The following is a 13369-nucleotide window of genomic DNA, read 5'->3' as shown; positions in this document are numbered from 1 at the left end:
ATCAGTTAGACAAAAAGGCCTAACTATCTAGTCTGATATAAGCCTATAGGCGGCTCCATACTTTGGTCCGTCCGTGAAGAATAGCCTCACGTAATCGTCCTTGGCTACCTCAACCGGTGGCATCTCATTTCTCCCGGGAGCAAAATCACTCACAAAAGGGTACACCGTGCCATCTTCCTTATTCAACGGAACCCCGCCTTGCTTGCGGACATAACAGAGCGCCTCCTTCGGAACAGGTGCTTCCGTTGTAACGGTCATCAGTACACTTTTTCGTTTCTGAAAAAAACCGCTCTTGTATCGGATCGAAAAGCGAATATCTGCCTTGCCTGCACTGGCAACGACCGTGTTGTCTCCATCACGCTGACGCACCAGAACTGGCCCGTCCTCCTCCATCTGACACACATACACTGTATAACGGATGGCACCAAAACCCGTGATTCGATCCATATATCCATTGCTCGCCTTATATTCTTCTTTTGTGTATAACTTCAGCTTGCCCTGTGCAGCCTGTTCCTCGGTACGATCATCACCCATCATATCGAGCTCCAGCCGTTCAACATATACAGCTTCCACGCTCTCTGGCCAGAGCCAGCGAAGTGTACACTGGCTCTCGTCCACTGCAAGTGTCAGTCTGCGAATCAGGGGCGCTGAAGGGTCTGCATCCGTAAAACGCATCTATCGCCTACCTCCAGACGTCAAAATCCTTTGCTGCGCGAATCTCTTGCCCGCTGACCGAATCCTTCCACCGAATTGGTTCCTCCACCAGCATCGCGACGCCCACGCGTCTTCCGCGGTGTATTCTCCTTGATCGGAATAATCCAGCTGAACAGGGTTAACACACCAGATAAGATGAGCATCGCTCCGAATCTTACAAATGTATCACCCACCGTTGATCCGTCCAGTCCCCATTCGAGCAGAAGTCCGGCCAATAAACCAGACACGGCACCACCAATTCCGAAACTGAGTGCGAGATGACGGTTATCAAATACAAGTCCTAGCGACACGCCCAGTGCGACACCAATCAACAGTAAGGCAGCCACTCGGAAAATAGCCAGATACGTACTGTGCTCCATCATGCCTGTACGTTCGGTCACCAGCGTTCGTTCATCAATCGTATCGTAAATTTGCTGGAATGCCAGATTAAGTCCACCGGAATCTGGTACATCATAGTACATACCGCCCGTCTGCTGTGCGATATGACGCAGCAAGTCGGTTCCGGAAGGGTCCACCAGACTCAGCCCCACCGTATTGACGGCGATCTGTTCATTTGCATACTCAGACAAAATGCCGGATGTGTCTGCATCACTGAATCCATCGGATAGCAGAATCGCTACCGTTCCGCGTTTCGGGTCCTGTTTGCCCTTAATCTGCTCCATCGCTTCCCGCAGCACTGCATCGAAATTAGTTCCGCCCGAGGTCGTCACGATGCCATCAATTTTGCTGTACACCTCATTTTTGGCAGCTTCGCTGTCCAACGGGGTGAACGGCTGAAGCAGCTCGGGTTGATCATCAAAGGTAATCACCGCCACCTGTTTATCGCTTTCCATTTGGCTAATCAGTGTTTTGGCCGCTTCAAAGCGACCGTTATCTGGGTCTGTCTTACTCATACTGCCCGAGTTATCGATCATCAGCACGATATCCTTGACTTGCTTCACACCGCCTGGGTTAATCTGATACAGCAATTGCAGGGCAAGTCCGACGACAAACAATAGCGCCAGCGTTGCCGGAACAAGCAGTTTCCAGGATAGTCCCAGATATCGCAGCTTCCAGGAAGCTCCGTTCAGCTTTGGCGAGATCATCTCTGCGAGTAAACAGAATAATCCCACGCTAAGCGCCAACACGCCAAAGTATAATCCCATCAGCAATAGACGGGGCATTTCCCCGAGCCACTGACGCAGCATGATTTCTCCAGCCGCAAAGCCCACAGCTCCGCCAATCAGGCTGAACAGGACCAGGAGAAGATTGATTTTTCGCTGCATGTTTGCATGCATCCTTTCCAAAACAGCCGATGAACGGCTGAATTAATACAAGATGGGTTGATGAAAAATGAACGTATAATGTACTGGACGGAAACAGATGGATCGATCTGTACCTCCCTTCCGTCCATATAAGATACAGCCTTATGTTTTAACGCATGGGTGACAGCTTCTCGGCCAGATCGGAGGGATGGAGCTCATAACCATTCTCTGTATACGAATCGTAATACACCCGACCATTGCGATACACCATCAGGTCTTCCAGATGGAAGCCCCCCATCAGATTCAGCTTCTCCACACCACTGCTTCGTTCTTCATATACCACACCCAGCTTATAGATCCGTGACGTTTCTTCGGCATACGCCGCGTAGTCCATGAAGGCACTATGGTGATCACCAAAGAAATATTTTTCTTCATAACGATGTTCCTGCGTATAGTCGAATACTCTTACCCGAACGACCGCCTGCTCCTCCAGTGTGCGATACAATCGGCGGAACAGATCATCACGGGTCAGTACATTTTTGTCCCCATAGGTAATTGTAACATTCGCCCGCAACAGCAATTCTTCTTCGAAAGGTACCCGGAGCGGTTCTGCTGTAAGCAGCATCACATGACATACCTCCATCAGACGTTGCAAGAGTCGCTCGTTTCCTTCTGTGGCAAGCCGGTTCATATCCCCCATATGGCGGTCCTCAAACCAGACATCCCGTCCACGCTTTGCCTCCAAATCTGCGATCAGCACTTCCGTCACTTTGCCGTAATACTCCATTACGTTCTGACCGATATATTCATCTGCAGCCGCTATGCTCTCTACCGCTGTCTCACGCAAAACACGTTCCAGCGTTGCCAGTGTCTCCGTTACACTCCGGCTGAACGTATGCAGTTGTTCCATCTCTGTGTCGTAGACACGAAGCAGCTGCAATTCATTCTCCAGACGCAGCAATTCAACTTTGGGCACATACACACGCTCCAGCAAACAATCGATCAGGTTGCGCACGTTCTGTTTGTCACGGAACAAGGCCCGTTTGAACGACTGATCCTCTACTCGCTCCTGCTGACGCTGCTCCAGCAAGGCACGTGCGGATTCAAGCTGCACCGATTTATCACGAATCAATCCAAGCAATGCCTCACGCACACTGCCGAACCCATTGTCACTCCAGGCAGCCCACTGAAAATAGCCAACCTCAGGATGCTCCGTGCGCGATTGCTCAGCCTTACGACGAAGGGAGTCTTCTGTGCTGCGCTGACGTACTCGTTCCTCGGCAAGACGGACCACATTATCACGGAAATACGCCTCTGCCCCATGCCCGAACAATGCTCTCTCCGCTTCACGCAGCGAGAGCGGCTTCAGATCGTTGAAGCTGACGTTATGCGTCATAATGCCGCTCATGCCGCTCACCAGATCCTCATCGGGAAGAATCCCTTCCACTTTGCGCTCTACCGAAGCCCCATCCAGTCCGAAAAAGGCGAGCTTGCCCTTGATGCTCCACTCGGGTTCCTGCCGCATCCGTTCAAGCAAATAACGATACAGGTGATACAACACCGCGAGTGCAATGGGTTTGTTCGGCCGTCTAATCTCGGCAAAACCTGCACTGGCATAACCATGCTGATCCGAGGTCGTACGAATGTTATTTTTGAACGACGTATTGTTATACGTGTTGGCCCCCGTGCTTGATACGGAACCTGAGCTATCTGCATCCTGCTTCCGATTCTTGAGCAGACAGATTCGGCAGATGATCTCGGCATTTTCGATCCACCCGCCGGGTACGCCAGTTCCCCGCTCGTTTTTGTCTGACAAAATATATACGAGATCGAATAACGGAGAAGCGGGATGTACAACCGGAATGGAGATACCGTCCTCCGTAACCAGCAGATTGCCACTGAACGTATAGTCCAGCCCCTGCATGTAATCCAGTTCCCGCAGAAAAGCGAGTCCCGCTGCGCTTGCATATCCAAAGGAATCGACCTGCTCCATCTCGCTGACTAGCACATGCAAATCGGTCTGTACCGACTTGAAGGATTGAGCCAGTATCGTCTCGGTCAGCTTGGTAAGCTCCGGCAACAATACATTCAATGGATCATCTGCCCTGGTCACAACGGTCACGTAGATTCGATCGAACGATGAATATAGGCGTCCGTATTCGGCAATACGATTACTCACCCGCCGCAAGGTACGATTCAGACCAAAGAGTGCCTGATCTGAATCGTGGAAACTGCGATGCACATCCTTGCGAAGCGTTTTGGAAGGTCGATCCGTCTGTATGGTGGACAAGGGAAGCACGTGACGGGTCACCTGACCATCATCAGAAGTGCTGCCATTCCTTACATCACTCCCGCCGTTAACACGCGCATATCCTGAATGAGCACCATCGCTGTAATGGTCATGCTTCGTTTGTGCGGGGTCATGGTCACGATGTTGGGCATGCTCCTGATTTTCCGTTCCAATCTGTACATAGACTACACCTTCTCCGTTATCCCACTTCAGCCGGTTGATTTCCTGGACAGCAGACACTGCCGGAGCGACCTGGTCACCCACAAACAGGAACAACGCGGGGTAATGGATGCTGCTGCGACCATCACCCAGGCTACCTTGACGCTCCTGCTCAGTTGCATACTGTGCTGCATACTTCTCCAGATTGCGTTTTAGAGCATTGTTCGAGCTGAACTCCATCCCGGCCGCCATCTTACTTCAGCCTTCTGCGAATGTCATTCAGTTTCGATGACATCGTTCTGTAGAACTGGTAGATGTCTTCCCCGTTCGCCAGTTCTACTCGCTCGTATTCCAGACGATCACGGGACTCCATGAACAATGCAGCCAGATCATCCAATTTCGTAAGCAGTGGCGTGATATCTTCGGTAGCGGTGAGGTCGTTATCGCGGCGGGACGCTTTGCGCAGCAATGTGCTGCGATCCTTCTCTGCCAATCCACGGAAGTTGCCAAACACTTCATATTCGGCAAAGTTACGGCTCTTCATCAGGTTCGCAAACGGCTCCCATGCGTCTTCTTCCGGATCACGGTCATAGACGTACAGCGCGCCTTTCTTCACAATGGTATCGGTGTAGAGTGCTTCGATGAAGCGGTCATACCACTGCTCCTCGTCCTGATGCTGAGCGAGAATGCCTTCCAGCTCGGCGACTTTGACCGAGATGGCGTTCATCTTCGCCAGTTCTTCACGTACCCGCGCGATCAGCTGCGGGGAACGCACCAGGTTTTCTTTGGCCATATCTTCATTAATACTTCCGAAAATGTCCTTCACCGACACCCGTGGCAATCCTTCGGATTGCAGGCGTTTCAATTCAATAACTGCCCGCTTCACTTCACCCAGGTTCGGCGTGGTGGACGTGAGGCGCATGTCGTAGGCACCCAGCTTAGCAGACAAGTCAAACGGTTCCGTTGTCACAATTGCATAGCGGTTGCTTGTATTCTCATCAATGGATTTGGCTGTCACAATGTTGTATCCGAGCGCCTGCTCGAATTCGGTACGTACACGGGCATTGTACTGCTTGACCCGGGCGTTCTCGTACACATCTCCCCATGATTTTTCTGGAATTGGCGACGGCAGATAGGTCCAGTTATTCTTTTCGGTTTGCACCAGATGGCGTCCGATACCTTCTTTGTCCAAAATGGTACGTTCATAACTTTCCTCATATACTTTGAGCGGTGTATACACAAACAGTGGTACCCCGTTGCGAGTGTTCAGCCAGAAGATCCGGTTGCGCACTTCACTTTCCTTAACGGTAAAATGGGATTTGCCCACCGCATTGTTCTGATAATTGCGAATCCCTCTCAGAATGCCCGGCGCCTGTGCTGGTACCGATACGAATCCCCAGGATGGGAAATGCAGACTGCCTGTGCTATTGCTCAGATTGAACACCGGAACCGCCTCATCATCCAGTTTGCCTGCAATGAAGCGTTCCACGAATTTCTCGACCGACTCGTCCTGTCCATATTTGATAACCAGGAAGTCCTCCATGGAGCGGGTAATCAGATCTCCGAACTTCTCGGTCAGGAAATCAGAGATGGAGCTGACGATATCGATCTCGTTTTCTTTCACCCACTGGCTGGAGTTCTCCAGCAATTCACGCGAGAAGTCACGGATCAGATCATCCGTATCACGCTTGTCCAGCAGTCCATCCACCACACTGACGATATCCGGCACACTTACAACGTTCCAGTAATACGTTTTGTTGCCTTTGTGATCAGACTGTTCTTCGCCGCGTGTCAGGATATCCCCGTTTTTGGAGAAGATCGAGCTGAGTGCGTTCAGCGTTTCAGTAAATACGTTATAAATGCGGCTGTTCTCCTGGTTCAGCAATTCGTACAGGTCTTCGTAGAACTCAATCATCTGATCATTGCGTTCCACATCGGCATGCAGCCAGTACTCATGAATTTTTGCTTCAATATAAGCATTCTTCTTCTTCTCTTTGGAGACGAACGCACTCTTCGCATCGCCCAGCTTCTCTTCCGACTGCTCCTGAGCAGCCTCAATATCACGCGGAATGCGGAAGGCATTCTCACGCAGGGTTTCAATGTACGACTGAATCATCTTCAGTACACAGAAGCCTTTTTCCGTGTAGATCAGACGGGAGACATAGAACGGACCCTGTTCGGGATGCAAAAACATACGCCGGATCTGTTCGGTGAACTGACCCGCAATTTCTCCCGGAAGTTGCTTCTTCGCCTTGATATATTCTTCACGGGCACGAGCCAGGAAGTTCTGTTCCAGTTCGGTGTCCATGTTCACGACCTGTGATTTCACCACATTGCCATAGGACAGACGCTCACTGTTCTGGTAACCTGGCAGCGGCTCCGGCACACGGGCTTCGAAGGACTTGACCACACTTTCGAGATCAATGCCCAGCTTGCGGGCAAACTTCTCGGTATCCTCCTGGTTCGGTGCTTTGGAGAACATGGTGTTCATTTTGTCGAACATGCGGTAAGCCAGATAAGTCGTCATTTCTTCAATCGGCAGTACCGCTGAGGATGCACCGATAATATTGTAATCATAGTTGGCCGGGTAGGCTTTGTTCATTTGTGCGATGTTTGTACGAATGTTGCTAATATAATCGTGGATGGCAAACTCCTCGCCGGATTGCTTTTCCTCACTCGCCATAAAGTTGGTGATGTTCTCGGCGGTGACGTTCATGCAGTAATCATAAGCATTCTCCAGCAGTTTGCCTTCCGTATTGGTAGCAGAAATCAGATGACACAGGTTGAACGGCGGCAGCGGTGAATTCACCGTCAGAATGTTGCCGTATTTCTGGGAGAAACGCTCACCCCGGCTGTCCACGTTCATCCAATAATCCAATTCCTTGAGCGCAGCGTATCCATTCTTGCGGATGTACTCACGAGTGTGTTCACTCAAGCTTTTGTTGGACAGGTTCACGTCTGGGGTGAACAGATATCCCAGCGTGTTCACGCGGTCAATCCCGGCAGAGCCGTGATCGCGTTCGATAATCCCACGCACGATATAGGAAATATCGAGGAAGCATCCACTTCCCGTACCGCCGGAAAGACCGGTCAGCAGGAACACCATCAGTTTCTTGTTCGTGCCTACAGATAATGTTTTGATCTTTTTGTCAATCGCCTGCACGACCTGGTTAATCTTCGTGAACAGCAGCAGGCGTCCAGCCTGACGCACCCCTGCGGCGCCGTTCATGCCATCGGTGATGCTCAGCTCCGGAGACAGCCAGTCCGTAATATACGGCTCCAATACGCTGCGGTTCTGAAGCAATCCACCAATCTCGGCATTGGACAACAGTACAAATTCATTAATTGGATCGAGTCCGATGCCTTTATACTTTTTGGCGCGATCCTGTTCGTTCGTTTCAAAAGCAAGGAACTCCACGTTGGACGGTTTGTCCATTTTTTTCTTGGATACCGGGTCCTGCGGCAGCTTGAAACGTCGATTAATCTGGTATTTAAGACGCAACAGCGCATCAATACCTGTTCCTCCAAGACCGATAATCAGAATCGGGTTATCAATCGTATCGACTCTGATTTTCTCACTGACAATACCTCCGCCAAGCGATACATCCAGTTGCTGAATATGTTCTCTAACAATCGGTTTCATTCGTTGTCCTCCCTTATTTAAACCAGTTGGGCTAAAACTCATTACACTTGCCACTCCGATGACAGAGTAACCTTCCGATCGCTGTTATCCCCAGATTTTTTCAATTCACTTTTACAAAGTGAAAATCCGGGGATAAAGGCGAACGCTTCGCTTCTTCAGGTTTTCTCTGTCCTCTCCGTTCTCGTGTAAACAATTATATCCAAATTAAAATGCATTCCTTTTAAACCAAATAATCAAATTACACCAGATACTCAATTAAAATCGTTTTGTCCGCCTGTTGCAGCGGGATGCTCAGTCGGTCACCGTTCTTCAGTTCAACGCCTGAGCTTGCATCAACGGCACGGCCGGATTTCTCCAGCGTTCCGCCAGCGGTGTTACGGATTATAATTCGATCCCCATTGCTGGGTGTAAATACATATTTCTCGGTTTCCTTCAATTCAGGGTCCAGCTGTAACAGCTGGTGCAGATGGAATCTGCCCCGGAAGGATGCCAGCTTTTTATATTGCGGGTACGACTTGTCCCCGGTATTCTCATCACGAATTTCGACAACCATCTGTCCGACAAATCCACGGTTTTTGCGTTTCAACCAGCCTAACAGGAACCAGATACCCACGGCTACCACGATCAAGGCGATCACGCCCAAAATAACAGACATCCATGGAAACGGCTTGTCCTGATCGCCCGCAGGAGTCGTTGGCTGAGTTCCGCTACCGGCTGCTCCGCCCGCATTGATCGTAATTGGAGCACTTTCCCGGTAGAAGCTGTCTTCTTCTGCACGGATAACAAGCTCGTAGTTATGTTTGTCCGGCACTTCGAACGTTCCGGCGAACCCGGAGCCCGTGTTTTCGAGCGGCTGTTCTGTGCTTTTGCCTGTATCCTGATCGTTTACGACCAATGTTGCCTTCATATCAGCGTACAGGTCATTATCCTGCAGCGGCTGTCCTCCGTTCTCCAGCTTGGCGGTCAGATTCACTTTGTCGCCCTTCGTATAGGACTTGGTCTTAATTGGGTCCACAACGAGCTGGAGATCATAGTTGAACAACAGGTTGATATCGATGCTGTCTTTCGGAGCCCCTTTTACCCGAAGTTTCCAGTCGCCTTCCTGAGGCTTGAGCAGCTTCACCAAGGAATAACTCTTCGAAGTCGAGAGCTTGGCTGCGTCAGAGTTGAGATCTACGGCCTTGCCCGAAGGATCGGTCAATTCAATCTGGACTTGTTTTGAAGACATGATCGAGATGTTGGCTTCAAGTACACTGTCGTTCGGTACGTTCACGGTAACTTCCTGATAACTGCCGTTTCCTGTAATGGAGGGCAGCTTCACGACATTCAGTTTGGCATGATCGGCGAAAATCTCACTCAGAATCTGTGGCAGATCATCCGGTGTATCTGTGATAAAAGACTTGCCTCCGGTCTGCTGAGCCAGATCTGCAAGTGCGTCCTTGTTCAGTTTGCCGTCTGCGTTCAGTCCAATCGTATAGACGGGAATCCCCTGATCCTGTGCTTCTTTGACGGCCTTTGCCAAATCCGCATCGGATTGAGACTGGGTGCGACCTTTGGTTTTGTTAAAATCGTTGTTGCCATCAGCCAGCAGCACGATCATTGGTGAGTGAGATGTGTCTGCCCCATGGTTCAGCACATTCACTGCTTCAGCCACTCCGACAGAGATATCGGTATATGGCCCTCGGCCGAGCTGATCAATAAAATCTTTCAGGCTGCTCTTGTCCGCATCGGACTGAATCTCCAGCAATGCCTTTTCCCGCTCCACCTGATCGGTGTAAGCGACAATCCCTACCTTGTCCCCCTGGACCGGCAGCATATCAATAAACATTTTCATGGCTTCATTGCTGATCTTGTCACGGTCACTTGTATTCATTGAATTACTTACATCGGCTACAAGTACCGCATCGATTCCGCTTGTCTGTGCCTGAGCCGCTGCAGCATGTGGCAGCAACGCCTGAGGTAGCAGCAGCGTTAGAAATGCCAGCAGAACCAGAGTTCCGCTGAGCCAGCGTATTTTGCTTGTCCGCAGCATTGGGTGTACTCCTTCACGTTTGAGATTAAAATGGGAATAGTTTATTATAGGCGTCAAGCCTTAAGGAAATCTTAACAGTCTACTAATAAATTCTGAAAAGCACCCCTATCTTCAGTTACAGTTTTGTAATGACTGACAAAAATCGACGAATTCATGTCAGTAGCTGGCACAAAAGTTCCAACTATGGAAATATGATATAGTTATTGCCAGCAAACTGCAATATAACGACGCTTGATCAGTAAACATTATAACTACGCATATTTTAATTATGCCTAGAAAGGAACGGATTATGGTTACATACGGATGCCTCGCCATATTGTTTCTTTTTGTCATTATAAAGGTGATTGCGTTCCTGCTTCATCGGCGCAAACCCGTTTCAAGGGAAGATGCCGATCGAACCCTCTACACTATTCTGAATGGCGAGCGTGATTGAGCATGAGCAATAAACAAGTTGTATCCATCAAACCTTTTATAAGAACAACGCATGCATTTCAAAAGTTGCGTGTCTGCAAGCGGTGTGGCCAGTATACCTGCCTGTGGGAAGATCACTGTACTGCCTGTGGACGCGGCACCCTTGCCACAGTGGAAGAACGCGCCTCTTCCCGCGTCAAACGTCGGATTGCACGCGACTTGTTTATCACGGTAATCCTTGGTGCAGCAGCCACCTATTTTGGTGAAACCATAGACCAAACGATGGCGGCGGCCAGTGTCTCCCTGCTGCTTCTGGCTGGATTGATCTTCATGCAAAAGCGATCCTTCCAAGTGGAACAGCAGCGTGAACTTAAACGCATGCTGCGTCAGGATGAGGAAGCGATTCGCCAAGGCATTAACCGGAATTGGGCTCTTGTCGCAGAAGCACGCAAGCAGGATGAAGCGCTAGCCTATGAAATGCTCAGGGAGATCGGTTCACTCGTCTATAACGACCGGATTCGTCTGCAGCAGGTTGCGCTGCTGCAATCCTTCGTGCTGCGAAGTGATATGGACCTGCAGCTCAAACCGCTGCTGCTGCACAGCTTCGAGCGGCTGCTTGCTGAATATATCGGTGAAATCGCACGGCTGAAGCCCGAATTGGTCCGTGAAGATGCGATCCGGTATATCGCCACGTACGAAGTGAATATTTTGCAACTGCACAACGGGATTCAGATTCTGACGGCTGTAGCCGCCGCTGCTGTACGCAAGAGTAAATATATTGAGTTGTTCCCAAGTCTTATTACCCGCTACGCGCGCTTTATGCCCAAAGATCGGTTTATGCGGCTCTATCGAACTCTGGAGCTGTATCCTGGTAAGGCACGCGGTGGTCTGGCGGAGTCGGTTGGTCGGGTGTATAACGAGAAATATCGGGATTCGTACGCAGATATTCGTGTATAGAGCTGATGTATATGGACTCGAAATGTAAATTAGTGCAAACTCAATCCCTGTATATAGACGAACCAAAATTCGTTTACCCCTGCATGCATACTGGATTCACACGTGACATTGTATAGTTTTTATCATATAAGCTTCTACAAAAAAACACCCCATCCTTAGGTCTAGGATGAGGTGTTTTGATATTTGGAAAATGTATGGCGTTCTTCCAGACTACTTGCCATAGGTTTTATCGTTATTACCGCCCGCGACGAGAATCGCGGCGGTCGCTCTTGGCCGGCCCGCGTCCTGCGGAGTCCGGTCGGCGTGAACCTTCACTGCTGCGCCCGGAGCTGCGCTTGTCGGCGCTACGGCCGCCCCAGCCGCTGCTGCGCTCATCGCCGCTGCGACCTGCACCACGCCCGCCTTGACCCGCTGCACCGCGACTGCTGTCGCTGCTGCTGCGCGCGGAACCACGGCCTGCGCTGCGCTCGTCGCCACTGCGGCCGCCACTACGACCACCGCTGCGTCCACCTTCGCCGCCACGGGAACCACCACGACCGCCACGTCCGCCTTCGCTGCGGCCGGTACGACCTGCGCCGCGACGGGCACTGCCTGTCCCAGCGGAGCGTCCGCCAGAACGTTCTTCATCACCCTGACTGTTGATAGAACGTCTATTTGCTCCAGTTGATGCTACCGGACCTTCACTTGTCCACTGGATACGGGACAGCTTCTGATTGGTGCCTTCCTCAATACGAGCAAGCTCCGGTCTGTCGTGCTGTGTTGCAAATGTCACGGCAAGACCCGTGCCGCCAGCACGACCCGTACGGCCGATCCGGTGGATATAGCTTTCCGCATCATGCGGCATATCGTAGTTGAATACATGCGTTACGCCTTCAACATCCAGTCCGCGTGCCGCAACATCCGTAGCAACGAGGATTTGCAATTTCGCGTCGCGGAATGCTTTCATTACGTTCTCACGCTTGGATTGAGACAAATCACCATGAAGTTCATCGCTCGCATAACCTGCTTCACGCAGATCTTCATTCAGCTTGGATGCACGGCGCTTGGTCCGGCAGAAAACAATTGCCAGGTACGGGCGATACGTATCAATCATGCCGCGAAGTGCCTCAAGTTTGCCACGATCCGTGCACTCCAGCACCTGCTGGCGAATCTGATTGATCGGAATCACGGACTTGGAGGATACCTTCACATCCTCCGGGTCTTTCATGTAGTTCTTCGCCAGGTTGCGAATGCCTTTCGGCATCGTTGCCGAGAACAGCATTGTCTGACGTTTGTGTGGCAGTTCACTAAGGATGGTCTCAACATCATCCAGGAAGCCCATGTGCAGCATTTGGTCGGCTTCATCCAGCACAAGTTTCTTAACATTATCCAGCTTCAACGTGCCACGACGCAGATGGTCCAGGAGACGTCCCGGCGTACCAATCACGATCTGTGTGCCGTTTTGCAGCTTGCGCAGCTGTTTGTCCACATCTTGTCCGCCGTATACCGCGAGAACATGCAGCTTATCGTCGTTTGCAGTCAGCTTCTTCGCTTCTTCCGTAATTTGCAGCGCCAGCTCCCGCGTAGGGGCAATAATCAGTGCTTGCGGCGAGCGGTCGGATACATTAATTTTCTGAATAATCGGCAGCAAAAAAGCCAGTGTTTTCCCTGTACCCGTCTGTGCCTCAGCAATAATATCACGCCCACCCAGCAATACCGGAATCGAACGCTCCTGTACCGGAGTCGGCACGGCGATGCCCTGATGTTTCAGGATCTCGCACCATTCCGGGCGAATGCCCAGTTGTTCAAAGTTTGCCAATCGTTACACCTCTGTATATTCATTTAGATAAGTCCATTTCATAATTGCTTTCACTTGGCTTCAATCAAGACTAGTTTTCCGTATATCAATCATGATTATGAAATGAATTTTTTAAAAAGCA

8 protein-coding genes are annotated in these 13369 nt (G+C 50.6%); 2 read left to right on the top strand and 6 right to left on the bottom strand.

Translation table 11 applies throughout. The features are described 5' to 3' along the window. Positions 1-27: 27 nt before the first annotated feature. The 5 genes from CRO25_RS15195 to CRO25_RS15175 all read right to left on the bottom strand — a co-directional run bounded on the left by CRO25_RS15195 (position 28) and on the right by CRO25_RS15175 (position 10082). Positions 28-675, bottom strand: a complete 648-nt coding sequence (locus CRO25_RS15195) for a beta-mannanase (protein ID WP_079695568.1) — start codon at positions 673-675, stop codon at positions 28-30. A gap of 20 nt (positions 676-695) precedes the next feature. After that, a complete protein-coding gene (locus CRO25_RS15190) occupies positions 696-1979 on the bottom strand; it encodes a VWA domain-containing protein (protein WP_079695566.1) in 1284 nt (427 codons plus the stop codon). Between the two features lie 148 nt (positions 1980-2127). Further along, positions 2128-4659: a transcription initiation factor TFIID gene (locus tag CRO25_RS15185; RefSeq protein WP_079695565.1), complete on the bottom strand. Its 2532-nt coding sequence runs from the start codon at positions 4657-4659 to the stop codon at positions 2128-2130. Position 4660: 1 nt separating this feature from the next. Further along, complete coding sequence (locus tag CRO25_RS15180; protein ID WP_079695564.1) at positions 4661-8050, bottom strand: tubulin-like doman-containing protein; 3390 nt, start codon at positions 8048-8050, stop codon at positions 4661-4663. A 238-nt stretch (positions 8051-8288) separates the two neighbouring features. Beyond that, entirely contained in the window at positions 8289-10082 is a 1794-nt protein-coding gene (locus CRO25_RS15175) for a VWA domain-containing protein (RefSeq protein ID WP_079695563.1), read from the bottom strand. 268 nt (positions 10083-10350) lie between these two features. Here CRO25_RS15175 and CRO25_RS33375 point away from each other — a divergent pair, with 268 nt between their 5' ends. Further along, positions 10351-10515 (top strand): hypothetical protein, encoded by a 165-nt coding sequence (locus CRO25_RS33375; protein WP_161490672.1) that lies wholly within the window; start codon positions 10351-10353, stop codon positions 10513-10515. Positions 10516-10517: 2 nt separating this feature from the next. Beyond that, positions 10518-11450, top strand: a complete 933-nt coding sequence (locus CRO25_RS15170) for a hypothetical protein (protein WP_063568407.1) — start codon at positions 10518-10520, stop codon at positions 11448-11450. Between the two features lie 235 nt (positions 11451-11685). On the opposite strand, the gene CRO25_RS15165 is transcribed toward CRO25_RS15170, so the two are convergent. Next, complete coding sequence (locus tag CRO25_RS15165; RefSeq protein ID WP_079695562.1) at positions 11686-13248, bottom strand: DEAD/DEAH box helicase; 1563 nt, start codon at positions 13246-13248, stop codon at positions 11686-11688. Between the last annotated feature and the right edge of the window lie 121 nt (positions 13249-13369).

Source organism: Paenibacillus sp. RU5M (assembly GCF_900221055.1).
Taxonomy (GTDB): Bacteria; Bacillota; Bacilli; order Paenibacillales; family Paenibacillaceae; genus Paenibacillus; species Paenibacillus marchantiae.
Note: the sequence above shows the minus strand (reverse complement) of the source record. Positions and strands in the feature narration are given on the sequence as shown.

What these genes read in the sequence shown, in the direction of transcription:
- CRO25_RS15195 (WP_079695568.1), bottom strand. Translation starts at nt 675, where the DNA reads ATGCGTTTTACGGATGCAGACCCTTCAGCGCCCCTGATTCGCAGACTG.
- CRO25_RS15190 (WP_079695566.1), bottom strand. Translation starts at nt 1,979, where the DNA reads ATGCAGCGAAAAATCAATCTTCTCCTGGTCCTGTTCAGCCTGATTGGC.
- CRO25_RS15185 (WP_079695565.1), bottom strand. Translation starts at nt 4,659, where the DNA reads ATGGCGGCCGGGATGGAGTTCAGCTCGAACAATGCTCTAAAACGCAAT.
- CRO25_RS15180 (WP_079695564.1), bottom strand. Translation starts at nt 8,050, where the DNA reads ATGAAACCGATTGTTAGAGAACATATTCAGCAACTGGATGTATCGCTT.
- CRO25_RS15175 (WP_079695563.1), bottom strand. Translation starts at nt 10,082, where the DNA reads ATGCTGCGGACAAGCAAAATACGCTGGCTCAGCGGAACTCTGGTTCTG.
- CRO25_RS33375 (WP_161490672.1), top strand. Translation starts at nt 10,351, where the DNA reads ATGCCTAGAAAGGAACGGATTATGGTTACATACGGATGCCTCGCCATA.
- CRO25_RS15170 (WP_063568407.1), top strand. Translation starts at nt 10,518, where the DNA reads ATGAGCAATAAACAAGTTGTATCCATCAAACCTTTTATAAGAACAACG.